Source organism: Pandoraea fibrosis (assembly GCF_000807775.2).
Lineage (GTDB): Bacteria > Pseudomonadota > Gammaproteobacteria > Burkholderiales > Burkholderiaceae > Pandoraea > Pandoraea fibrosis.
On sequence record NZ_CP047385.1, the window covers coordinates 3960212 to 3982238 of the forward strand.

24 protein-coding genes are annotated in these 22027 nt (G+C 64.0%); 16 read left to right on the top strand and 8 right to left on the bottom strand.

Annotation, left to right across the window (positions count from 1 at the left end):
- Positions 1-19: 19 nt before the first annotated feature.
- Positions 20-874 carry an S-formylglutathione hydrolase gene (gene fghA, locus PI93_RS17385; RefSeq protein ID WP_039371836.1) on the bottom strand — a complete coding sequence of 285 codons (855 nt, stop codon included), beginning with the start codon at positions 872-874 and terminating at the stop codon, positions 20-22.
- A gap of 246 nt (positions 875-1120) precedes the next feature.
- On the opposite strand from fghA, the gene PI93_RS17390 reads away from it, so the two are divergent.
- The 8 genes from PI93_RS17390 to PI93_RS17425 all read left to right on the top strand — a co-directional run bounded on the left by PI93_RS17390 (position 1121) and on the right by PI93_RS17425 (position 7377).
- A complete protein-coding gene (locus PI93_RS17390) occupies positions 1121-1957 on the top strand; it encodes a winged helix-turn-helix domain-containing protein (protein ID WP_052240746.1) in 837 nt (278 codons plus the stop codon).
- 87 nt (positions 1958-2044) lie between these two features.
- Complete coding sequence (locus PI93_RS17395) at positions 2045-3694, top strand: glycoside hydrolase family 18 protein (RefSeq protein WP_080759247.1); 1650 nt, start codon at positions 2045-2047, stop codon at positions 3692-3694.
- A complete protein-coding gene (locus PI93_RS17400; protein WP_039371833.1) occupies positions 3691-3906 on the top strand; it encodes a hypothetical protein in 216 nt (71 codons plus the stop codon). Before PI93_RS17395 ends, PI93_RS17400 begins: the two co-directional genes overlap by 4 nt.
- Positions 3907-4310: 404 nt before the next feature.
- The gene (locus PI93_RS17405) at positions 4311-4517 is read left to right on the top strand and encodes a hypothetical protein (RefSeq protein ID WP_039371830.1); all 207 of its coding nucleotides are present in this window, start codon (positions 4311-4313) and stop codon (positions 4515-4517) included.
- A 113-nt stretch (positions 4518-4630) separates the two neighbouring features.
- Positions 4631-4819, top strand: coding sequence for a hypothetical protein (locus PI93_RS17410; RefSeq protein ID WP_039371827.1), 189 nt, complete (start codon positions 4631-4633; stop codon positions 4817-4819).
- 413 nt (positions 4820-5232) lie between these two features.
- Positions 5233-5526, top strand: a complete 294-nt coding sequence (locus PI93_RS17415; RefSeq protein WP_039371824.1) for a hypothetical protein — start codon at positions 5233-5235, stop codon at positions 5524-5526.
- A 130-nt stretch (positions 5527-5656) separates the two neighbouring features.
- On the top strand, positions 5657-6427 hold the full coding sequence (locus PI93_RS17420) for a GntR family transcriptional regulator (RefSeq protein ID WP_080759246.1): 771 nt from the start codon (positions 5657-5659) through the stop codon (positions 6425-6427).
- A 2-nt stretch (positions 6428-6429) separates the two neighbouring features.
- Positions 6430-7377, top strand: coding sequence for an AEC family transporter (locus PI93_RS17425; protein ID WP_039371821.1), 948 nt, complete (start codon positions 6430-6432; stop codon positions 7375-7377).
- 90 nt (positions 7378-7467) lie between these two features.
- Here the strand turns inward: PI93_RS17425 and PI93_RS17430 are convergent, their stop codons facing one another.
- Complete coding sequence (locus PI93_RS17430; RefSeq protein WP_039371819.1) at positions 7468-8550, bottom strand: GGDEF domain-containing protein; 1083 nt, start codon at positions 8548-8550, stop codon at positions 7468-7470.
- Between the two features lie 540 nt (positions 8551-9090).
- Here PI93_RS17430 and PI93_RS17435 point away from each other — a divergent pair.
- From PI93_RS17435 to PI93_RS17450, 4 genes are all read left to right on the top strand, one after another.
- On the top strand, positions 9091-9432 hold the full coding sequence (locus tag PI93_RS17435) for a hypothetical protein (RefSeq protein WP_039371816.1): 342 nt from the start codon (positions 9091-9093) through the stop codon (positions 9430-9432).
- A gap of 267 nt (positions 9433-9699) precedes the next feature.
- On the top strand, positions 9700-10236 hold the full coding sequence (locus tag PI93_RS17440; protein WP_039371813.1) for a GNAT family N-acetyltransferase: 537 nt from the start codon (positions 9700-9702) through the stop codon (positions 10234-10236).
- Positions 10237-10517: 281 nt separating this feature from the next.
- The gene (locus tag PI93_RS17445) at positions 10518-10721 is read left to right on the top strand and encodes a cold-shock protein (RefSeq protein ID WP_039371811.1); all 204 of its coding nucleotides are present in this window, start codon (positions 10518-10520) and stop codon (positions 10719-10721) included.
- A gap of 143 nt (positions 10722-10864) precedes the next feature.
- Positions 10865-11860, top strand: coding sequence for a glutathione S-transferase family protein (locus PI93_RS17450; RefSeq protein WP_039371808.1), 996 nt, complete (start codon positions 10865-10867; stop codon positions 11858-11860).
- A 34-nt stretch (positions 11861-11894) separates the two neighbouring features.
- Here the strand turns inward: PI93_RS17450 and PI93_RS17455 are convergent, their stop codons facing one another.
- The 4 genes from PI93_RS17455 to PI93_RS17470 form a co-directional block, all read right to left on the bottom strand.
- The gene (locus PI93_RS17455; RefSeq protein WP_039371803.1) at positions 11895-12707 is read right to left on the bottom strand and encodes an SDR family NAD(P)-dependent oxidoreductase; all 813 of its coding nucleotides are present in this window, start codon (positions 12705-12707) and stop codon (positions 11895-11897) included.
- 100 nt (positions 12708-12807) lie between these two features.
- Positions 12808-13239, bottom strand: coding sequence for a MarR family winged helix-turn-helix transcriptional regulator (locus tag PI93_RS17460; RefSeq protein WP_080759245.1), 432 nt, complete (start codon positions 13237-13239; stop codon positions 12808-12810).
- A gap of 202 nt (positions 13240-13441) precedes the next feature.
- Positions 13442-14644: a formate-dependent phosphoribosylglycinamide formyltransferase gene (purT, locus tag PI93_RS17465; protein ID WP_039371800.1), complete on the bottom strand. Its 1203-nt coding sequence runs from the start codon at positions 14642-14644 to the stop codon at positions 13442-13444.
- Positions 14645-14750: 106 nt separating this feature from the next.
- Entirely contained in the window at positions 14751-15458 is a 708-nt protein-coding gene (locus tag PI93_RS17470; protein ID WP_080759244.1) for a TetR/AcrR family transcriptional regulator, read from the bottom strand.
- A gap of 120 nt (positions 15459-15578) precedes the next feature.
- Between PI93_RS17470 and PI93_RS17475 the strand changes: the two genes are divergently transcribed.
- From PI93_RS17475 to PI93_RS17490, 4 genes are all read left to right on the top strand, one after another.
- Positions 15579-16475: an SDR family NAD(P)-dependent oxidoreductase gene (locus PI93_RS17475; protein ID WP_039371797.1), complete on the top strand. Its 897-nt coding sequence runs from the start codon at positions 15579-15581 to the stop codon at positions 16473-16475.
- A gap of 21 nt (positions 16476-16496) precedes the next feature.
- On the top strand, positions 16497-18080 hold the full coding sequence (locus tag PI93_RS17480) for a flavin-containing monooxygenase (protein ID WP_039371794.1): 1584 nt from the start codon (positions 16497-16499) through the stop codon (positions 18078-18080).
- Positions 18081-18185: 105 nt separating this feature from the next.
- The gene (locus PI93_RS17485; RefSeq protein ID WP_039371791.1) at positions 18186-19202 is read left to right on the top strand and encodes an alpha/beta fold hydrolase; all 1017 of its coding nucleotides are present in this window, start codon (positions 18186-18188) and stop codon (positions 19200-19202) included.
- Positions 19203-19319: 117 nt separating this feature from the next.
- The gene (locus PI93_RS17490; RefSeq protein WP_039371788.1) at positions 19320-21017 is read left to right on the top strand and encodes an MBL fold metallo-hydrolase; all 1698 of its coding nucleotides are present in this window, start codon (positions 19320-19322) and stop codon (positions 21015-21017) included.
- A gap of 63 nt (positions 21018-21080) precedes the next feature.
- Here PI93_RS17490 and PI93_RS17495 read toward each other — a convergent pair whose 3' ends face one another.
- Both PI93_RS17495 and PI93_RS17500 read right to left on the bottom strand, forming a co-directional pair.
- The gene (locus PI93_RS17495) at positions 21081-21326 is read right to left on the bottom strand and encodes a hypothetical protein (protein WP_039371785.1); all 246 of its coding nucleotides are present in this window, start codon (positions 21324-21326) and stop codon (positions 21081-21083) included.
- 122 nt (positions 21327-21448) lie between these two features.
- Positions 21449-21703 (bottom strand): DUF1488 family protein, encoded by a 255-nt coding sequence (locus PI93_RS17500; RefSeq protein WP_158453276.1) that lies wholly within the window; start codon positions 21701-21703, stop codon positions 21449-21451.
- Positions 21704-22027 lie beyond the last annotated feature (324 nt).

A 22027-nucleotide genomic window follows, 5' to 3' on the forward strand; every position in this document is an offset into this window, starting at 1 on the left:
ATACCCGGTGGACGGCGGATCAGTACGCGCGCAAATGCTCGGCGTGATGTGACAGATGGTCCGCCATGAAGGTCTGGATGAAGTAGTAGCCGTGGTCGTAGCCGTTGTGACGCCGCAACGTGAGCGGCTGGCCGGCGTCGCGGCAGGCGTGCTCGAAGATGTCCGGATGCAGTTGCGCTGCCAGGAACTGATCGTTCAACCCCTGATCGATCAGAATGCCGCCCGGGAACACCATTTGTCCGGCACTCGCCATCAGTTCGCTGGCGTCGTACTGCCGCCACGTCTCGCGATCCGTGCCCAGATACCCCGTGAACGCCTTCTCGCCCCACGGGCAACGCATCGGCGCCGCTATCGGCGCGAATGCCGACACCGAGCGGAATTTGTCAGGATTGCGCAGCGCGAGCGTCAATGCGCCATGCCCACCCATCGAGTGACCGAAGATGCCGATGCGCCCCGCATCGATGGGCAGTGACTGCGTCACCAGTCCGTACAGTTCGTCGACGAGATAGCTGTACATCCGATAGTTCGCCGACCACGGTGCCTGCGTGGCATCGAGATAGAAGCCCGCGCCGACACCGAAATCCCACGCATCGGTCTCACCGGGCACGCCCGCACCTCGCGGGCTGGTGTCGGGCGCGATCAGCGCCACGCCGTGCTCTGCGGCGAGCCACTGCGCGCCGCCCTTGATCATGAACGTCTCTTCAGTACACGTCAGTCCCGCGAGATAGAACAGCGCCGGCACGGCACGTCCGTCGCGTGCTTGCGGCGGCAAGAACACCGAAAAACGCATCGGCAGGCCGATGGTGGTCGAGGCATGACGGTAGAAGCGCTGCGCGCCGCCGAAACAACGGTGTTCGGAAATGAGTTCGAGCATGACGAAATCCGGGAAGAGTCGGGAAGCCGGCAATGGCGCCGCGCGGCCAGCGATCTGGCCACCATTGCGAGATATGGCAGCTATCTTACCTCGCGGGGCGACGCGTGACATCGCCAAGGCACTCGGTGCGCACAACGCATCTCGACATGGCGCCGATGACGGCATCTATGTCGCGCTTGTCGCCTTGTGACAGGCGAACGCGCATCGCTAGGGTTGGCGTCCCTGACTCGTTACAAGGAGCGCCCCATGCCGATGTCACCGTTCGACCTCGACGAGGTCACCAATCTCGTGCAACGCGATGGCATTTCCGCGCGGCTATCGGAACAGGAAAAGCGTTTGTTGGTGTTGCTTGCGGCCCGCGCGGGCACGGCGTTCGGCAAACGCGCGTTGATGGAAGCGCTGTGGGGCACGCGGGCGCAATGGATGGAAGACGCCGCCCTCGTGCAACTTGTCTCGCGGCTGCGACGCTCGCTTGCCCCGCTCGGACTGCAACGCGCCGTCGTGACCGTGGCGCGCGTGGGATATCGCTTCGATTGGCCGCCAGCCGACGCGCATTCCGGCGTGCTTCACGGCGACGCCCCGAGCGAGTCGCGTGAGGCGTCGTCGAGCGAAGACCTGACCGTCTGCGACGCCGCCGACACGTCCTCGCACGTCGCCCTGCTCCATCAAGGCGTGGCGCGCGACGGGCATGGCGAGGTGCGTCGCCATGGCGTAGTCGTGCGGATTCCGCAGATCGAGTATCGCTTGCTGTGTGCCCTGCGCTCGCCTGCCAATGTCGTCCATGACAAACGTACGTTGATCGCGCTGCTGTGGCCGGAGCGGCCCGAGCAGGACGACACCAATCTGATGCAAGTCGTCTCGCGCCTTCGCCGCAAGTTGATTCCGCTCGATCTGCATCGACACATCGTGACGGTGCCGCGAGTGGGCTATCGCTTCGCACCTTGCGACGCGCCCACCTCGCCCACGCCGGTTACGTCACCTGCGCACGGGCCACGCCTGCCGCGCGCGCTGGCGTGGCTCTCGGCGACGCTGCCACGCGCCCTGTTCACCCTGACACGCCGTTTGCGCTGGCGCGAACGTTGAGCGCAGACGACGCTGGCAACGCCGATGCCGCTGCGGCCAACGCTGCCCGGCGACGGCATAGGTCCACTCAACTTCAGGAGCTACATCATGTCCGATACCCCTTCGCAACGTGCGTCCACCGCCGTTCCCGTTTCGCCCAATGCTTCGCCCCCGCAACCCTTGCCGCCTTCGTCCGGGTCGATCGATTCGGCACAGTCCGCCACGCCCGGCGCGCAAAGCGAACTCGTCTATCCGAGCGATCCGCAGAACGGTGCCACCGAAACGACCTACGCACAGAACGGCTTCGATCCGGCCACCAGCACCACACAACTGTCGTACACGTCGGCACGCGTGGCACGCCGTGTCTACAACCGCTACGCCAAAAACACCTTCGAGGTCTCGGGCTATTACACCGACTGGTCGCAGTACGACGGGCGGCTCGACGGCGACTTCAGCAACGATGCCGCCGGATGTGGTGTCGATCTCATGTTGCTCGATCCGTTCGCCTATGACCGTCTGATCATCGGCTTTGCGGGCATCGTCGGCGATCAGGGCGAGAAGGCGCAAACGATTGCGCGCGCGGCCACCGACTTCGTGCGCCATCCGGATCAGGCCACGTTCGTCGACAGTTGGGGCGACGTGCTGGCCTATCGCAACTGCGGATTCGACGGCTGGGTCAGCAACGACGTCATGCCGATGTTCCAACAGTCGCGTGCTCAGGGGGTGCTCGGCGGCCTGCGTCTGCTGCACGCCAGGAATCCCGCACTGAAAATGGCGCTCGCCATCGGCGGCTGGACCATGAGTCAGGCGTTTCACGGCATGGCCGCCAGCGCCGCGCGGCGCAAGACGTTCTGCACGAGTGTAGTCGATCTGCTCAAGCGCTTTCCGATGTTCGTCGAGATCAACATCGACTGGGAATATCCCGGCTCGCCCGGCGACACCGGCAATGTGTACGACGATACGGACGGCGCCAACTATGCCGCACTCGTCGGCGATCTGAAGAAAGCCCTGATTGCCGCCGGACGCAAGGACGTCGAGATCTCGATTGCCGCCTCGGCCAACGTCGCCGACATGAGCAAGGCCAACCTGCCCGGCCTCATCGCAGCGGGGGTGTCGCGTCTCAACCTGATGACGTATGACTTCTTCGGTACGCCGTGGGCGCCGACGCTCGCTCACCACACCAACCTGCACGACACCGACCCGACCGCCGCCAGCGGCTTTTCCATCGATCGGGCGGTGAACTGGCTGCGCCAGGCAGGCGTGCCGCTCTCCAAGGTGCACATCGGTTACGCCGCGTACTCACGTAACGCCCTTCAGGCGGAGATCGCGCAAGTGTCGGCGCTCGCCGGCACTTACTCGCCGGGCGACGACATCACCACCGGCACGTTCGAGTCGGGCACTACGGAGTACTACGATGTGCTGCGCAACTACCTCGATCTGGAGGGCGGCGCGGCACGTCACGGCTTCGTCCTTTACACCGATCCGGTGGCGGATGCCGACTTCCTGTATCAGCCGTCGAGCGGCATGTTCATGTCACTCGACACGCCGCGCACGGTGCGCGCCAAAGGCGACTATGTGCGCCGCAACGGTCTGGGAGGCCTCTTCACCTGGACGATCGATCAGGATAACGGCGTGCTCGCCAACGCGGCGCATGAGGGTCTGGGGCAGACGGCGACGGTCTCGAACATCGACATGACGCCGTTCTACTTCAGCGGCAAGACGTCGCTCGACGACACCGCACCGGGAGGTGGCGCATGAGCTTTCTCCTGTCCCGGCTGCTCGAGCCGTCGACATGGGCCGGCCTGACCGGGCTCGCGATAGCGTTCGGTACGTCGCCGGACGTGATGCACGAGGTCGCCCAGGCCGGCGCCGCGCTGGCGTCGCTTGCGGCCATGGCATTGCCTGAGCGCAACGCACGCCGGGCCGCTCAGGCCAGCGGCCCGCACGACGACGTCTCGCATCAGCCATAAATCGTTTGTTGGAAAGAAACGGGCCAAAACCCGGTGGCATCGCGTTTTGGCCCGCCTCGAAAAAAAGTGTCACGAAATCTAAACTTTTCCCCACAGCCGTCGCTATACGTTAAAGGACATGGGGAACAGCCTGCGCCGCATACGCCGGTTTTTTTGGCAACCCCGGCGAGTTGTCATAATCGCTGGCTATCATGCGTCGCGCACGACAAGACGCGATCCCAGCGCGTGTCAGACGCACCGAAGCTCCCCTCCCGTCAGGCAGTTGCGGCAACGTAGTTCGTCAGCAGGGCAATACAGAAGCATCGCGCCACCTTCGCCGGCACGGTCCCTTTGGAGGATCGGTCAGGACGATGACGACGATGGATATACCGACCAGATTGACCACAGATTCACCCGGGGGCCATATGAAGCTGATCTTGCTGGCGCTTGCCGCCTCGCTGTTTACGCTCGTCATGATGGTGCAGGCGCGCAGCGAAGCCAACGACATTGCCGTTACCGCGCCGAGCGCACAGCCCTCGGGCATCAACGTCAGCGATCGCATGCGCACCCGCAAGGACATGGCGATGTGGAACGCCCGCCGTAAAATGCACGCGGTGCGTCAGGAAGACTAACCCCCGCCAACACGGCAGTCTCCCCGCAGCAACATGCTGCATCGCACCAAACTTGGGCATCCTCCGCCGCCGTCCTATAGTGGAAAGGCGATTCAGGTGAGGAGACAAGAAAGATGCCCACATTCCACTTCAACCTTTACGACCTGACGTTGTTCCTGCCGATGGCGGTGGCCGGTGCACTGCTCGTTGGCGGCATCCCCGCTGCAACGCGAGGCACGCGCTACAGCTTGCGTGCCGCCGGGGCGGTGGTCGGAGCGCTCGTTGCATTCCTTGTCGTGGAGGCGTTGCCCGTGCTTGTCTAGCCGGCCAACGCACTCAGCCGCATCGAACCACGGAGGGCCTTGAGCGCGCAGCGCGCGCGGTGAGAGGCTTTCCCGAAAATTTCCGTACACGTCACCTCGCGATCCGCCTGTGGACGCCGGTGAATGCCCGCCGCTTTGTCGACGCTGCGGTCACAACGCTGTCATCGCCGCAATCTAAGCTGGTCTTCGGCAACTTCGGTTGCGCTGTCACCCTCTCTGTTGCGCCGCCGACCCGCTCGGCGGCTTTTTTTATGCCGCCACACGGCACATTACCGACACGGCCCACTCCCAATCGTTTTGTCCCGACACGTGGGCTGTCATCGCCTACAATCACCGGAAGTGCCACGCTGAGCGCGGCGTCCCGACGATCGACGCCGGTGCCCTCGCGCAATGCTGTCAGAGGAGGTTCCCGCATGTCCGACGCGTTCTCCCGCGCCTTTGCCGTCGTCATCAACCAATACCGTTCGCCACGTCAATACACCGTCTCGGTGGAGCGGGCGAGCGAGATGATTGCCAAGAACATCGGCCTGTTTTCCGACGGTTTCGCCGCGGAACCGCATCTGATCGTCGGTCTGTTCGAGCACGAGGCCGACGCCTGGGCGCTCGCCCGCCGCCTCCAGCGGACCCGCACGACCGTTCAGGCATTGCTTCAGACGCCCGCCCGCGCGGCGTCCATTGCCCCGCCGGAACTGGACCCGAGCGACTGACGTCAGCCGCCGCCGCAACGCATCCGGCCTCACGATTGCCCCTCGACTGAAAAAAGGTTCCCCGGCATCCGCCTGCCGGCGTAGAATTCGGAATTCCAGATATCACAAACCCGGCGACCACCGGAATTCCATGTCAAACCCCGCTGCCTCCGGCGACAACGCGACGCCCGACCTGCCATATCCACCCTCTTCACCCCCTTCGCCTCTTGCCCCGCTCGCGCCGCTCGCCAGCACGCCGGTGCTGATCGATCAGGTTTACTCGCGCTTGCGCGACGCCATTGCCGACCTCACGCTGCCCCCGGGCGAGCGCATCCGCCAGGCCGAGTTGGCCGACTCGCTGGGGGTGTCGCGTCAGCCTGTCAGCCATGCCCTGCAACTGCTCAAGCGCGACGGACTGGTCTGCGACAGCGGACGTCAGGGGCTGGAAGTGGCGCCCATCGACGCCGATCATCTGCGACAGCTGTATGAGGTGCGCACGGCGCTCGACGGTCTGGCGGCACGGCTCGCGGCCACACGGATGTCGCAGGGAACGTTGAGCGAGCCGGAATTGCGACGCCTTCAGGACGCCGTCGCCGAAGGCATGGCGATGACGCGAGGCACACCGGTGGCACGGCAGGTACGCATCGAGGTGGCGTTTCACACGGCTCTGCACGACGCATCGGGCAATCCGCTGATCGCGCAGACGGTCGCCCCCCAATGGCCACACATCATGCGGGCCATGGCAGCCACGCTCGGGGCCATGCCGATGCAGGAAGTCGTCTGGCACGAACACGGGGAAATCGTCGCGCGCATCGCCGCCGGAGACGCCAACGGTGCGGAGACCGCCGCCCGTGAGCACACCGAAGCCGACGGCGGCAACGCGCGCCGTGAGTGGCTCGCCCGACTGGCGGAGTCACGCTGATCATGCAAGCCGTCATCTCTGCCGCCCTGCCCGTCTTCGGGCTGATTTTCGTCGGCTATCTTTGTGCGCGTCGTGCGTGGCTGGGCGCCGCCGCGCTCGATGCCCTCAATCGCTTCGTCGTCTATCTCGCGCTGCCTGCCGTGCTGTTCCAGTCGATGGCACAGATCACCTGGGCCGAGTTGATCAACCCGGGATTTCTGGGGGCCTTCGGCGGCGGCATGGCCGCGACGTTTGCGCTGTCGTTCATGCTCGATCGCACGGTGCGGGGACGTCTGACCGACGCCAGCATCGAAGGGATGGGCGCGGCCTATCCGAACGCCGGCTTCATGGGATTGCCGCTGTGCCTCGTGGCCTTCGGTCCGGCGAGCGTACCGGCCGTCGTCGTGGCGATGTTGCTCACGGCGACGGTGCTCTTCGCCATCTCTATCGCCATCATCGAGACGGATCTGCAAGCCACCCCGAACTGGCGACGCACAGCCGGCTTCGTCGCGCGTGCCCTGGTGCGCAATCCGCTGGTTGTCTCACCGTTCATCGGCATGGCGTTCGCGGCAGTCGGCATTGCCTTGCCGGCCCCCGTACTGCATTTCACGACGTTGCTTGGCGGCGCCGCCAGCCCGTGTGCGCTGGTGGCGATCGGCATGTTTCTCGCGCAAAGTGCGGGCGCTGCCAGGGAGCCTCGAATTGCGCGCGCGGTGGGACGCCTCGTAGGACTCAAGCTCGTATTTCAGCCAGCCGTCACCGCATTCCTCGCGTTCCGCGTTTTCGATCTCCCGGCGATCTGGGCGCACAGTGCGCTGCTGCTCTCGGCCCTGCCCATCGGTACGGGCCCGTTCATGCTCGCGCAACTCTACGGACGTGAGGCCGCCGTCGCCTCGCGCGCGATTCTGATTTCGACGGTGCTTTCGGTGGTGACGGTGTCGCTACTGATTGGCTGGTTCAGCGTGCGGTAGCGATACGGTGGAATGCGGCGAGAGGCGCTGCGATGGGAGGTGGCGCGTGACGCTTACCGCGTGATGGGTCGATCCCCGTCGGCGACGCACTCAGCGCAGCGCCGCCAACGGCGCCACGACAACACGGTCGCGGCCGGAACGCTTCGCGGTGTACAACGCCGCATCGGCAGCGCCGAGCAAACGCATCGGCAGCGTTTCCGGATCGGCACTATCGCGCGGGTCGATACTCGCCAGACCAATGGAAATCGTGAGCGGCACGAGCACACCCGCGTCATCGGGAACTTCCAGCCGCGCCACCGCCCGACGCACCCGCTCCGCCACCGTCCCCGCCCAGTTCTGTTCCGTCTGCACGAGTAACGCGGCGAACTCTTCCCCGCCATAACGCGCCAGCGTATCCGTCACCCGCAACTGCGCGCGCATACATACGCTTGCCGCACGCAAGGCACGGTCCCCCGTGGCATGACCGTGGCTGTCGTTGACGCGCTTGAAATGATCGATGTCGATCAGCAGACATGCGAGCGGCGCACCGTAACGCGCGCCTCGCACCACTTCTTCGCGCAGGCGCTGATCGAAATAGCGACGATTCGACAACCCGGTCAGTGGGTCGGTCAGGCCGATACGTTTGAGGCGTTCGCGATTCCACATGTTCTCGAGACACACGGCGACGACCGCGCCGAAGCGCTCGAGAAAATCGGTCGCCATTTCCGGCGAGAAGCGGCGCGCGTCACGACTGCCCAATGCGATGACCCCGAGGTAGCGGCCATTGCGGGCGAGCGGCATGACAACGGCACTTGCCGGGGGACGCGGTCCGAAGAGCGACGCATGACGTTCGCGCGGGGCGCCGATCCAGAGTTGGCCGTCGCCACATACGGCCGCGAAGGTATTGCTGTCCTGCGCGATGCACAGGCCGGCATCGAGCGCGCGGATCCCTTCGGCCGTGTCGATGAGATCGCGCAACGTGTCGTCGACTTCGGCAAGCATCAGACGCACGCCCGACAGATCGAAATCGTGGCGCAGGCGGTTGAGCATCACTTCCAGAAACTGACCGAAGTCGGGCGCACCCATCAGCGCCAACTCAATGTCCTGAAAACGTTTTAGCGAACGCTCATTGCGCTGGACGGTCGCCAGCAGCGATTGCAGGGAGTCGAGCGTCGGTGCCTGGTTGGTTGCCACGTAAGGTCTCGAAAGACACGCGGCACTTCGCGGCCGCCTAGCGTGCTTGCCCGGCATCGTGCCTTGGCGCTCCGGCGTCGCGCCTGCACTGCGCGCCGAAGGACAAGTACCGGGCCGCAACGAATGCATCGAATGCGTTCGCCAGACCCACGGTGGCCGTCATGATGACGTCTGCAACGAGACTGTCATGAGGCCGTTAACGGCACTTGCCTCTCAAATTGAAGGGTAGCGGAACTGAATTTTGCCGCCACGAAATCGAGTCGTGGCGCAGCTTTTTGCGTTGCTAGGGAAAATACCTAGCCCATATGTAGATCATGTGGCAGCGCACCAAATTGGCAAGCCGGGCCTCGGAGCGGCATGCGGACGGTCGGCCGGCCATCTCGACAACGCAATATGGCGGCCCTACAATCGCGGCCGCTCGCACGCACTGTCGGTGACAAGGCAGTCGCGCGATCCGGCCCGATCGGCCGGTGGCAACGCGGCGCGCGCCCCTGCCCAAGGGACGCGCCAGCACTCAAACCTACGGAGACCCTGTTGTCCATGTTCTACCCGCGCACCCTGCGCAACGTCGGCGCCGCCCTCGCGCTGACCACGTTCGCGATGTTCCCGGCTGCGGCATTCGCCGCTTCCGCCGCCCACACCCCCTCCGGTCATCACGCCAAGGCGCATGCCTCGTCCGCGAAGCATCGCCACCATGCCGCCGTGTCCAGAACGTCGGCAACATCGGCTTCGAAAACGTCCGCGCACAAGCCATCGCACGCGAACAAGACTGCGCACGGCAAGAAGAAGGCCGTGAAGACGCATCACACGTTGCCACCCAAAAAGACGCACCGCGCTCGCCCGACAGTCGCCAGCCAACGGCATTCGCATTCCCACGCCTGAGGTCGTGTACCGCGCTATAGTGAACGACGGGTGTCAACGCGCAGCCACGCGACTCACCCTTTCGTCCCCTTTCGCTCAAACCGCATAGCGCGGTGACACGTCCATGACATCCCGGCAAGCCAGCGCTCGCGTTGCGTCCACGCCACAAGACAAGCCTTCTCACACGCCGCCTGACATTATTTTTTTGTTCGCCTGTTTCGGCGGCACTCCGGCTCGTCACGTCTCTCATTTCGTCGAGAGCACTTCCCGGATAACGGGAACACGCGCATGACGGCGATCCGCATTCTGCCCGCGACGATGCAGGACGCCACGCTGATCGCCGAGCTACATGCACGCAGTTGGCAATCGACATACGCACATAGACTGGCGACAGAACATGTGCGCGATCATCTCGCACAGGAACACGCTGCGTTGTGGCGAGACCGTCTGATGCGCATCGACGATCCCGCACTGCGTATATGGAAAGCGTGTCCCGAGGTCGGGAACGAACCACTTGCCGGATTCGTGTGCGCGCTATCGGGCGCCGATGGCATCTTGCTCGATAACCTTCACGTGGCCGCTGCGTGGCAAGGCCAGGGCATTGGCCGCGCGTTGTTTTATCAGGTGAAGGTCTGGGCGAACGCGCTCGATCCGCAGGCTGCGCTTTATCTCTGGGTTCTCGCGCACAACACGCGCGCGCGGCAGTTTTATGACCGGCTGGGCGGTCGCGCGGAGGGCATTCATCCAATCGCGGTATCGCCCGGCATTGAAATTCCGGCACTGCGATACGTCTGGCAGCCCGAAAGGAGATGGCCTCGGCCGTGAGATGGCGATGTCGGTCTGACCGGTCGCCCGGCAAAGCCGAACGCATGTCGCAACGCAGCGAAAAGTGGCTTGAAACTGGCGTGGATCAACAATCTAAAGTTTCCCTGCTTGACACCTTCCCACCTTTCCCGTAAAAAAACGGGTGCATGAACGTTGTATGGCGAGTCTTGTGTCATCTAATGTCGCCCTCTGCGTCAACTCGGTTGTACCTGATCAGCTTTAATGTCATGCGCTCGCTGAGCTTCTCGCTCGCTCATTTGAAAACTTTAAGGATTTAAGAAATGGCAACTGGTACCGTCAAGTGGTTTAACGACGCCAAGGGTTTTGGTTTTATTACGCCGGACGAAGGTGGTGAAGATCTCTTCGCTCACTTCTCGGAAATCCAATCGAAGGGTTTCAAGTCGCTGCAAGAAAACCAAAAGGTCAGCTTCGAAGTGAAGAACGGACCGAAGGGCCGCCAAGCCAGCAACATCCAGCCCATCTAAGGGATAGATGTTTCGCTGCTGATCGCTAACGCGGTCGACGCGCCTCGGGCAGTTCCGCAAGGTCTGCCCGAACTGAAAACCCCGCTCACGCGGGGTTTTTTCGTTTTTGCAGGTATGCTGAACGTTTCGATCCGGAGGTTGCAATGGGCTTACTGGTAGACGGCGAATGGCACACCGATTGGTACGACACGCGCGCCACTGGCGGGCGCTTCGAGCGACGCCCCGCCACCTTCCGCCACTGGGTCACGCCCGACGGCGCCCCCGGCCCCAGCGGTGAAGGCGGCTTCGCCGCGCAGCGTGATCGCTACCTGCTGTATGTCAGCTATGCCTGCCCATGGGCGCACCGCACGCTCATCATGCGCGCGCTCAAAGGGTTGCAGGACATGATTCCGGTGGCCGTTGTGAACTGGCTGATGCTCGACGACGGCTGGACGTTCCAACCCGGCCCGGGCGTTACCGGCGATCCGGTGCACGGCGCGCCCTTTCTTCGCGACGTCTATCTCGCGGCTAACGAACGCTTCACCGGCCGCGTTACCGTGCCCGTGTTGTGGGACAAGGAACGCGGCACCATCGTCAGCAACGAGTCTTCGGAAATCCTGCGCATGCTCAACAGCGCCTTCGACGCGCTCGGCGCAACGCCGGGGGATTACTACCCGCTCGCCCTGCGCGAAGACATCGATGCGCTGAATGCCCGCATCTACGACACCGTGAACAACGGCGTCTATAAAGCTGGCTTCGCCACAACGCAGTCCGCTTACGAGGAAGCCGTCGCGCCGCTCTTCGACACGCTGGATAGGCTTGAGGCGCGTCTGGCGACGCGACGCTTCCTGAGCGGCGAGCGCATGACGGAAGCGGACATCCGGCTCTTCACCACGCTGATTCGCTTCGATGCCGTATACGTCGGCCATTTCAAGTGCAACCTGCGACGCATTGCCGACTATCCGAATCTTTCCGCCTACACGCGCGACATCTATCAGCAGCCCGGCATCGCGGACACGGTGAACTTCGAGCACATCAAACGGCACTACTACGAGAGCCACCGCACGATCAATCCGACAGGTATCGTGCCCAAAGGCCCGTTGCAGGATTTCGCGGCACCGCACGGCCGAGCGCAGATGATAACCGTGCAAAGTCCTTGAACTTGCGCTGCGGCCACCCGGCCACGATGTCCATTCATCCCGCCAGAAAACCGCCGTCGGTGGCCAGAACGTGTCCAACGACGTAGCTCGACTCGCTTGAGCTCAGCCACACGACGGCAGCGGCCACCTCCTCGGGATGTCCCATACGCTTGAGAGGAAGGCCCGCCGCAACGCTGCGCATGTCCGCAATGCCGGAGGCGAGCATCATGGCGGTCACCACGCGTCCCGGCGCGACGGCATTGATACGAATCCCCGCAGGGGCATACTCCATTGCCGCAGCGCGCGTGAGCGAATTGAGCGCCGCCTTGGAGGCGCCGTAGAGCGAGAGCCCGGCATTGGGATTGCGCACGCCGCTCACGCTCGTGTTGTTCACGAGGGTGCCCCCGCCGGAGGCAAGCAGCGCCGGAATCTCATGACGCATCGCGTGAAAGACTGCGCGAACGTTGGTATCGAACACCTGCGAATAGACCGCATCCGTCTGATCCGCCAAACGCGCTCGCGGCTCTTGAAAACCGGCGTTGTTGAACACGGCATCGAGCCGGCCGAAGCGCGTCATCGTCTGCGCGATCGTGTTGACGATATCCGCCTCGCATGTCAGATCGGCCGCCACGAACAAGCTCTGGGCGCCCAACTGCCGGATGTCATCGGCGAGCGCGTCGCCGAGCGCCTGACGACGTCCGGTAACGATCACCGCACGCGCTCCCTCCTGCGCCATGCGCAAGGCCGTGGCGCGGCCAATACCGCTGGTACCGCCCATCACGAGACACACGCGGTCATCGAGACGACGGGCAGGCGCGTCGACAGGCACCGGGCCGGCAAGCTCGATGAGAGACGGGGAATCGTTCATGGTCGTGACCTCACAAGACATTGCGCCGGGAACGTGCCCGGGGAGTCGTTGCAACGCGTTCCACGCTTGCGCCAAACACCCCGCCGCGCGCACGCCGTCGTCAACGTTGCTTCAATGCGTCGGCATAGAGCCGCATGCCTTCCAGCACGATGCGATCCTGACCGCGCGTCAGCCGCCCCAGCGCATCGATCACTTGCGCACGCGCAAACGCGTGAATCGCCGTAACGCGCTTTTTGCCGGCCGGGGTCAAGAACAGAACCTTCACGCGCGCGTCGTGCTCCGAGATCGCTTCCCCGATGTCGCCAGACAGCACCAGCTTGCGCAGCATGCGACTAACGCTCGACTTCTCGAGGCGAAGCCGCGCACCAAGCTCACGCGCCGTGACACCCCCGCGCTCGATCTCGATCAGCGCATGGACCGCCGACGGCGACAGATCGGTGCCCGCAAAATCACCGCCCATGAAACCCAACTCTCGAACCATTTCACGCGATACGGCGCGAATGGCGTCAACCAACGACGGATCGGGACTCACTGTGCAGACTCTCCCTTTGGCTTTCGGTGCGATGCGTCATCCAGCACGACAATATAGTTGCACAATACAACTTAATGATGACGCTTCGCAACCACAAAAATAAAAAAGCGGGCGTCGTGAACCGAAGCCCACCACGCCCGCTCACTGCGTCAGTTCGTCAGCGCCTCATGTGCCGTCGAAGATCCGCCGCAGTCCCGCTGACTTACACCGCGCGCGGCTTCACACGGCTTGCGGCCTCGACGGCATTGCTACGTGCGACATCCAGATCGTCGTGATACGCGAGTGCAACGCCCATGCGGCGCTTCACGAAGCTCTCCGGCTTACCGAACAGACGGATGTCGGTCTGCGGCACTTGCAACGCCCGGTCCACATCGTCGAACACGATACCCGTCGCGTCCACGCCGCCGTATATGACCGCGCTCGCGCCCGGCGTCTTCAGCGTGGTGTTCACCGGCAGACCGAGAATCGCGCGCGCATGCAGTTCGAACTCGTTCTGCCACTGCGTGATCATGGTGACCATGCCCGTATCGTGCGGACGCGGGCTGACTTCGCTGAACCACACCTCGTCGCCCTTCACAAACAACTCGACGCCGAAGAGGCCCTGTCCGCCCAGATTGTTGGTCACGTCACGTGCGATCAGACGAGCACGCTCGAGCGCCACCGACGACATCGGATGCGGCTGCCAGCTCTCGACATAATCGCCGCTCACCTGCTTGTGACCGATAGGCGCACAGAAGTGCGTTTCGACCTGCGCGTCGGTGCCACGCGCGCGCACGGTCAGCAGCGTGATTTCGTAGTCGAAGTCGATGAAGCCTTCGACGATGATGCGGCCGTGGCTCACGCGGCCACCAGCCATCGCGTAGTCCCATGCCGCCTTCACATCGGCCGGCCCGTCGATCTTGCTCTGCCCCTTGCCCGAACTGCTCATCACCGGCTTGACGATGCACGGATAGCCAATGCCACCGTCGATCGCGGCCTGCAACTGCTCGAGCGAGTCGCAGAACTGATACGGACTCGTGGGCAGCCCCAGCGTTTCGGCCGCCAGGCGGCGTATGCCTTCGCGATCCATCGTCAGACGCGCAGCACGCGCGGTCGGGATCACGCGCACCACACCATCCGCTTCAAGCGCTTCGAGCATCGGTGTGGCAATGGCTTCGATTTCGGGCACGACGAGATCCGGCTTCTCGGCCTCGATCAGAGCCTTGAGTTGCTCGGGATCGGTCATCGCGATGGTGCGGGCGTGGTGAGCTACCTGCTGCCCCGGCGCGTTCTCGTAGCGATCCACGGCAATCGTTTCGACGCCCAGACGCTGCAAGGCAATCAGCACTTCACGGCCGAGTTCGCCCGAGCCCAACAACATGACCTTCGTCGCGCTCGGCGACAGCGGTGTTCCGATAGTGGTCATTTTCGACCTTTGGAGAGTGAGAAATCAGAAGCGTCGACGCGACCTGGCATCGCACGCGAAAGCCGTATTGTAGCGATCATGACCGTCACCGCGCCGTCGCGCCATATCAAATCAACGCGCCTCGCAGCACGCGGCGGCAACTCGCCACCATGCATGCCTCGCTGTCCTGATAGTCCGTCAGCACCCAGGCGGTGCCCGCGTTGGTCATCGCGCCCACCAGCGCCACGCCGACGATTCTCGCCTGCGCTTGTGCCTCGTCACCGGCCGGCGGCGGCGTGTTGGCCATGCGCAGAATCAGCTTCGCGAATTCCGAGATGTAGCGGTGATAGGTCTGATCGGTCTCGGGGCTCACGCCCATCACTTCGAGCAGCAGGACGCGCGCCGCATGCGGGTGACGCAAAAACGCGAAGAAGCTGTGCAAACCGGCGTCGAGTCGTGCGTCGAGCGCCGGCCCGCTTGACTCAATGGCGGCGTGCAACTGGTCAAGCAAGGTCTGCGCATGATGCGCATAGGTCGCCCGCAGCAAATGCTCCATGTTCTCGAACGCCGCGTAGAAGTACCGATCGTTGAGCCTGGCCAGACGACACACCGAGCGCACCGTCGCCCGGCGGAATCCCACCGTGCCGAAGACCTCGGTCGCAGCGTCGATCAGCGCGGCGCGACGCGCCTGCTCCCGCTGAGCCTGCCCCACCCCGCCATAGCGCCGCCCGCCCGGCGTCGGTAACGCGCCCGGCAGAGACGACGCAGACGCGTCAGCGCCGCCCGAGGGCGATGCCGTCGACGCGGCATCCATCGATTCGAGTCCTTGTTCCATTTCGCTATTTGACAACACCCGGGCGGAAAACTAAAGTGGTGACACGCATCACCAAATTATAGGCCACGCGATTCCTGCCATCCACGGCGTATTGACGCGGCGAATCTCGGAGACAGCGCAATGAAGACGTTCACGGACAAGGTGGCCGCCATCACCGGTGCAGGATCGGGCATGGGGCGGGCTCTGGCACTCGAGCTGGCGCGCCGCGGGACGCATCTCGCGTTATCGGATATCGATGAGAGCAGCGTGGCGAACACCGCGACCGCCTGTCGCGCGTTGGGCGTTCGCGTCACCGCGCAACGACTCGACGTCGCCGATCGTGACGCCATTTTCGCCTGGGCCCGCGAGACGGTCGCCGCCCACGGCAAAGTGAATCTCGTCTTCAATAACGCGGGGGTCTCGCTGTCGGTGCCGGTGGCGACCATGCGCGAGGACGATATCCGATGGCTGATGGACATCAACTTCTGGGGTGTCGTGCACGGCACACAGGCGTTTCTGCCCTACCTGACGGCGTCCGGCGAGGGCCATATCGTCAACACGTCGAGCCTGTTCGGCATCATCGCCATGCCGACCCAATCGGCCTATAACGCCAGCAAGTTCGCCGTGCGTGGCTTCACCGAAGCGCTGCGCATGGAACTCGACCTGGCACATGCGCCCGTCTCGTGTACCTGTGTGCATCCGGGTGGTGTGGCGACCAATATCGTGCAGACCTCGCGTATCGACGAGAGCATCGGCACGCTCACCGGCCTGGACGCCCAAACGCACCGCCGGCGCGCCAACAAACTCATCGACGTCACGAGCGCCGACGCCGCCGCACGGCAGATCCTCGCGGGCGTCGAGCGCAATGCCCGACGCGTACTCGTCGGGTCCGATGCCCGTCGCATCGACAAGCTGGCCCGCCTGCTCGGCGCGCGCTATCAGGCAATGGTGGTCTGGCTCTACCGGCGCACCGCCATGGCGCACAAGCCGTCCCGGAACGAGCGCGACGCTGCGGCCCGCTCCGCGGCCACCAAATAATCGATCGCCGGAGACCTCGCCATGACGGCAAACACCCCAGCTACCGACATCGCCGGTGTCGCCACCGATCTCGACGTCATCATCGTCGGCGCCGGACTCTCCGGCATTGCTGCCGCGCACTACCTGCGCGAGCGTTGTCCCGGCACACGGTTCGCGATGCTCGAAGCGCGTCAATCGCTTGGCGGCACCTGGGATCTTTTCCGCTACCCCGGCGTGCGCTCCGATTCCGACATGTTCACGCTCGGCTTCAGCTTCCGGCCGTGGGCCAGCGATCAGGCCATCGCCGACGGCGGCAAGATTCTCGACTACCTCAAGGACACCGCGCATGCCGAGGGGCTCGACGGTCTGATCCGGTACGGCCATAAAGTGGCTGAAGGCCGCTGGGATTCGAGCCTCGCGCGCTGGACGCTGGACATCGAACGCACACGCGCCGACGGCCATCGCGACACGCAATCGCTCACATGCCGGTTCCTTTTCATGTGCAGCGGTTACTACGCCTACGACGCGGGACATACCCCGACCTGGCCCGACATGGACACCTTCACCGGCACCATCGTCCATCCGCAGCATTGGCCTCAGGATCTGGACTATCGCGACAAGCGCGTGGTCGTCATCGGCAGCGGCGCGACGGCAGTGACACTGCTGCCGAGCCTGGCCGCGACGGCGGCTCACGTCACCATGCTGCAACGCTCGCCAAGCTACATACTGTCGATGCCGGGGCGTGACGGCGTGGCCGAACGATTGCGCCGATGGTTGCCGGCGGGCATGGCGCACCGCATAGTGCGCGCGAAGAACGTGCTCATCACGCTCGGGTTCTACAATGCCGCGCGACGCTGGCCGCACGCCATTCGTCGCGTATTGATTCGTCGTGCGGCGCGACAGGCGCCGGGGCATGTCGACGTCGAGCGCGATCTCACGCCTCGCTACAACCCGTGGGACCAACGGCTTTGCCTGGCGCCCAGCGGCGACATCTTCAAGGCGTTGCGCGGTGGGCGGGCCGCCATCGTGACCGACGAGATTGCGTCCTTTACCGCGAATGGCCTTGCCCTCAAGAGTGGCAAGACGCTCGACGCCGACATCGTGGTGACGGCCACCGGGCTACGCGTGCAGTTGATGGGCGGCGCGCGTCTGCTGGTCGATGGCAAACCGGTGGTGCTCTCCGACTCGGTCTCCTACAAAGGCATGATGTACAGCGACGTGCCCAATCTGGCGTCGGTCTTTGGCTACACCAATGCGTCGTGGACGCTCAAAGCCGAGTTGATCGCGCAATACGTCTGCCGTCTCATCAATCATATGAATGCGCAGGGCGCCGATACTTGTGTGCCACGCCTGCGCGACGCCGAGCACTTCGAGAAGATGCCCGCCATCGGCCTGACGTCAGGCTACATTCAGCGCGCCGCCGGGGCGCTGCCGAAGCAAGGTGGGCGAAAACCGTGGGTGTTTTATCAAAGCTATTTGCGTGACTTGCGACTGATGCGCTGGGGCAGCGTCGACGATGGCGCCATGCATTTCGAGCGGCGCGCCACGCAATCGGCCGCACCGGGAACGGACGCGCCCGCGCAAGCGTCGAATACGCCGAGTGCCGTGGCGTCGGCGACGCGTTAGCCCGCCCGCACGAGGACATGCAAAATGTCGTCGCATCGCCCGACTCGCGCCCCGCATTGTGACGATGCGGACTGACCGACATTGCCCGCGGATACACACCACATCATGCTCATTGCCTATCTACTCGGTTGCCTCGTCATTGCGTTTGCCGCCGTGGTGTTCGTGTTGATGCGATTCACGCGTCGCGTTGCACGTCGCGCCGAGGCAGCCGTACCGCCGGACGGCCAATATCTCGATATCGACGGCGAACGTTTGCACTACGTCGATTTCGGTCACGGGCCGGCCGTCGTGTTCATTCACGGCCTCTGCGGCCAGTTGCGCAACTTCGCCTATCTGCCTCTGGCTGCGCTCGCGCGCACACATCGCGTCGTGCTCGTCGACCGGCCCGGGTCCGGCTACTCGACGCGTGCCGCCCAGCACGATGGCGCCATTGCTTCGCAGGCAAATGCCGTTGCTCGATTGATCGACGCCCTCGCGCTTGACCGTCCGCTTGTCGTGGGCCATTCGCTGGGCGGCGCGGTATCGCTGGCGCTGTCACTCGATCACCCGCACCGCGTCGGTGCGCTCGCGTTGATCGCACCGCTCACGCAGCCGGTATCCGAAGTCCCCGCCGCGTTTCGCGCGCTGGCCATTCGCAGCGTCCGGTGGCGCCGCTGGGTTGGGCGCACCCTGGCCGTGCCCATCGGCATGATGACGGGCCGCTCGACCCTCACCTATGTCTTCGGTCCCGAAGAGGCTCCGAAGGACTTCCTCATTCGCGGCGGCGGCGTCCTGGGCTTCCGTCCGGGAAACTTCGAAGCGGGCAGCGTCGATCTCCTTGCCGCCGAACGCGACATGCCCGGACTGGCCGCGCGCTATGCCGGCCTGTCGGTTCCCGTCGATATCTTGTATGGACGCGGCGACCGCATTCTCGATTACCGCCTGCAAGGCGAGACCATGCCGCTCGCCAGCGAGCGTGTGCGGCTGACGCTCGTGGACGGCGGCCACATGCTGCCCGTCACGCAACCCGAGGCAACGATGCAGTGGCTACAGGAAATTGCGACACGGATGTCGGCACCGCAGTACGGCGCCGTGCAGCCGGCCATGACGGTGTCGGTGCATGCGGCGAACGACGCCGCATAAGGCATCGCATTCACGCGGGCATGAGATCCGATCAGGGGTAGCCCCGCCTGCGGCGAACCCATTCCAGTGGCACACTAGGCGCTTCCCGAGTCAGCACGGCTTGCGTCCGAACGCCCAATGTCCGATCGCCCTGAAGCCCCCGCAATCCCCGCCAGCCTCCGTATGGCCGCCAGTCTTGTCATGCTGCGCGAGCGGGCGAGCGGCATGGAAGTGCTGCTGTTGCGGCGCGCCATACGCGCAACCGATTTCGGTTCCGATGCTTATGTGTTCCCCGGTGGCGTGGTCGATACGGGCGACCGGCAGGGGCATGCCGTCTGCCTTGAACTCGATGACGCGGCGGCCAGTCAGCGCTTGCAATTGCCCGCGGGTGGCCTCGATTACTACGTGGCAGCCATACGGGAATGCTTCGAGGAAACCGGGGTTCTGTTCGCGAGCGATCGCACGGGCGCGTCCGTTGATACGCATCGCCTTAACGCCATGCGCGGCAAACGCGAGGCGTTGCACGACGGACAGATCGATATGGCTGCGCTGTGCAATGCGTTCGAGGTACGGCTCACGCCACAACGGCTCCACTATCTGAGCCATTGGGTGACGCCGCTGGCCCTGCCCAAGCGTTTCGATACGCGGTTCTTTCTGGCGATGCTGCCCGAAGGCCAGCAAGTCGAAGTCGATCAGATCGAGACGGCAGCACACCGATGGATGCGTCCGCAATACGCGCTCGCCCATGCCGATCAACTTCGTCTGCTGCCGCCTACCCGCAAGCTGTTGCAGTGGCTGGACGGCATGGAAACGGTGCAGCGAGCCATGGCAGCCGCGCAGGCGCTGGAGGACATACCGCGCATTCAGCCGCGTCTGGCCAATGGGAAACGCGGTCGCTGGCCGGTCACGCCTGACGAGCCGTCGTGGGCCGAACTGACGCTGATCGATGCGAACGAGCAAGGCACGGGAAGCTACGAGATCGTGCCGGGACGGGTCGTCACGCTGATGCCCGGCCTGCTGCGACTCGCCGCGCCGAATCCGGGCATGATGACCGGGCCCGGCACGAACACCTATCTCGTGGGCGGTGGGCCCGGGAATGCATGGGCCGTGATCGATCCGGGGCCCGACGATCCCGCGCACATCGACGCCATTCTGCACGCCGCCCCCGGCCCCATCCGGCAGATTTTCGTCACGCATACACATCGCGATCATTCGCCCGGTGCACGCCTGCTGAAAGAGAAGACGGGGGCAACGACATATGGCATGCCTGCACGTCATCACGAAGGACAAGACACGGTGTTTGCGCCCGATGTGACGCTCGGAGACGGCGACGCCGTGACGTTGCCTGACGGCCGTCAACTACGCGCGATTCATACACCGGGACATGCGGCCAATCACTTTTGCTATGCATTGCCCGACGCAAAGCTGGTCTTCACTGGCGATCACGTCATGCAAGGGTCGACGGTCGTCATCAATCCGCCTGACGGGCATATGGCGACCTATCTGGCGTCGCTCGAGAAGCTGGCTGCGCTTGCCCCAGAATGGCTTGCCCCGGGGCACGGGTTCGTGATGGACCAGCCGGCCCGGAGAATCGCGCGGCTCGTGAATCATCGGCTGGCGCGCGAATCCCGGACGCTCGATGCGCTCGCTCGGCTAGGGCCCGCGACGATCGAAACGCTCACGCCAGTGGTGTACGCCGACGTGCCTGCGGCGCGTCATGCCGTCGCGCGGCGCTCGTTGCAAGCGCATCTGGAGAAACTGGCCGAGGACGGACTCGCGTCGGTGTCGGCAGAAGGTCAATGGCGACGCACGAGTGTGGCGATGGCGCCGCGTTGAGGCTACCCCATCGTCGACGGTCGCTGGCGGTCGGCTCGCGACCGACCAGAGACTTCGTCAGTCCTACGAATCGTCGCCGAACAACTCGTCGACGATTCGCTCTCCGGCCTTACGCCCAGCCATCTCGGCGTCGACCCGATTGTCGCGATGTCCGTCGGGAGATCGCACCTCTGGCCCTTCCGGCTTGCCGTGCCGCATGACCTGCACCAGATAGTCCCACGGCCCGGCGTACTCGTTCTGAAAGGCGCGCACGCGAATTTGATAACCCGCGTGGTATTCGTAGACCTGCTCATGCGATGCGTAGCTCATGACAGACTCCGGTTGGCGAGATGCAGGAAACGTCGCGGCGAATGCGGTTAGCGTGGGCTCGTCGCGATGGGACGGGTTCGGTTCGATCGGCGAATCAGACGAATCAGGCGAATCAGGCGGCGTCAGGGCACGTCGACGACGATGGGGTCGGTGCGCACCCCACTGGCAATCGCCTTCGCGGCAAGGTCGACGATCTCGTCTTCGGCATCCATGAACTGATCGAACAGGGCTTCGCCGCTGGCGTCGGCCTTTGCGAGACGATTGAGCGCGGCTCGTCCGATCTGACAGTTGAAAACGTTTCCGTCGACGTTGACGTAAAAGCGCACGAACTCGCCGCCATTCCCGAGTCCGATGCCGCCGTGCAGGAAGGAACTCATTGCCGCCTCCGCTGTGTCCTGAAAGTCGAAAAAATACCCAACGCGCTGAAAAATCGTAGCACGTTCGAATTCCATCGGTGACATCGGGACGTCACGCCCGGAATAGCGGGCACGAGGAGATAAGCGGAGAAGAAAGTGGATGAAAAAAGACCCACCTGAGGGGTGGGTCTCGAAACCGGGTCGCATGGGGCACCATGGCGTCCCGGGAAGACAGGGTCATGAAAACATGACGAGTTCATTATGAGCGCCCCGGCCCCTGCCGGCGGCGCGTGTCGAGCGGGGAATTAGATGTAGATCAAACTTTGTGGTGGGGCGGTTGGCCCC

What these genes read in the sequence shown, in the direction of transcription:
- fghA (WP_039371836.1), bottom strand. Translation starts at nt 874, where the DNA reads ATGCTCGAACTCATTTCCGAACACCGTTGTTTCGGCGGCGCGCAGCGC.
- PI93_RS17390 (WP_052240746.1), top strand. Translation starts at nt 1,121, where the DNA reads ATGCCGATGTCACCGTTCGACCTCGACGAGGTCACCAATCTCGTGCAA.
- PI93_RS17395 (WP_080759247.1), top strand. Translation starts at nt 2,045, where the DNA reads ATGTCCGATACCCCTTCGCAACGTGCGTCCACCGCCGTTCCCGTTTCG.
- PI93_RS17400 (WP_039371833.1), top strand. Translation starts at nt 3,691, where the DNA reads ATGAGCTTTCTCCTGTCCCGGCTGCTCGAGCCGTCGACATGGGCCGGC.
- PI93_RS17405 (WP_039371830.1), top strand. Translation starts at nt 4,311, where the DNA reads ATGAAGCTGATCTTGCTGGCGCTTGCCGCCTCGCTGTTTACGCTCGTC.
- PI93_RS17410 (WP_039371827.1), top strand. Translation starts at nt 4,631, where the DNA reads ATGCCCACATTCCACTTCAACCTTTACGACCTGACGTTGTTCCTGCCG.
- PI93_RS17415 (WP_039371824.1), top strand. Translation starts at nt 5,233, where the DNA reads ATGTCCGACGCGTTCTCCCGCGCCTTTGCCGTCGTCATCAACCAATAC.
- PI93_RS17420 (WP_080759246.1), top strand. Translation starts at nt 5,657, where the DNA reads ATGTCAAACCCCGCTGCCTCCGGCGACAACGCGACGCCCGACCTGCCA.
- PI93_RS17425 (WP_039371821.1), top strand. Translation starts at nt 6,430, where the DNA reads ATGCAAGCCGTCATCTCTGCCGCCCTGCCCGTCTTCGGGCTGATTTTC.
- PI93_RS17435 (WP_039371816.1), top strand. Translation starts at nt 9,091, where the DNA reads ATGTTCTACCCGCGCACCCTGCGCAACGTCGGCGCCGCCCTCGCGCTG.
- PI93_RS17440 (WP_039371813.1), top strand. Translation starts at nt 9,700, where the DNA reads ATGACGGCGATCCGCATTCTGCCCGCGACGATGCAGGACGCCACGCTG.
- PI93_RS17445 (WP_039371811.1), top strand. Translation starts at nt 10,518, where the DNA reads ATGGCAACTGGTACCGTCAAGTGGTTTAACGACGCCAAGGGTTTTGGT.
- PI93_RS17450 (WP_039371808.1), top strand. Translation starts at nt 10,865, where the DNA reads ATGGGCTTACTGGTAGACGGCGAATGGCACACCGATTGGTACGACACG.
- PI93_RS17455 (WP_039371803.1), bottom strand. Translation starts at nt 12,707, where the DNA reads ATGAACGATTCCCCGTCTCTCATCGAGCTTGCCGGCCCGGTGCCTGTC.
- purT (WP_039371800.1), bottom strand. Translation starts at nt 14,644, where the DNA reads ATGACCACTATCGGAACACCGCTGTCGCCGAGCGCGACGAAGGTCATG.
- PI93_RS17470 (WP_080759244.1), bottom strand. Translation starts at nt 15,458, where the DNA reads ATGGAACAAGGACTCGAATCGATGGATGCCGCGTCGACGGCATCGCCC.
- PI93_RS17475 (WP_039371797.1), top strand. Translation starts at nt 15,579, where the DNA reads ATGAAGACGTTCACGGACAAGGTGGCCGCCATCACCGGTGCAGGATCG.
- PI93_RS17480 (WP_039371794.1), top strand. Translation starts at nt 16,497, where the DNA reads ATGACGGCAAACACCCCAGCTACCGACATCGCCGGTGTCGCCACCGAT.
- PI93_RS17485 (WP_039371791.1), top strand. Translation starts at nt 18,186, where the DNA reads ATGCTCATTGCCTATCTACTCGGTTGCCTCGTCATTGCGTTTGCCGCC.
- PI93_RS17490 (WP_039371788.1), top strand. Translation starts at nt 19,320, where the DNA reads ATGTCCGATCGCCCTGAAGCCCCCGCAATCCCCGCCAGCCTCCGTATG.
- PI93_RS17495 (WP_039371785.1), bottom strand. Translation starts at nt 21,326, where the DNA reads ATGAGCTACGCATCGCATGAGCAGGTCTACGAATACCACGCGGGTTAT.
- PI93_RS17500 (WP_158453276.1), bottom strand. Translation starts at nt 21,703, where the DNA reads ATGAGTTCCTTCCTGCACGGCGGCATCGGACTCGGGAATGGCGGCGAG.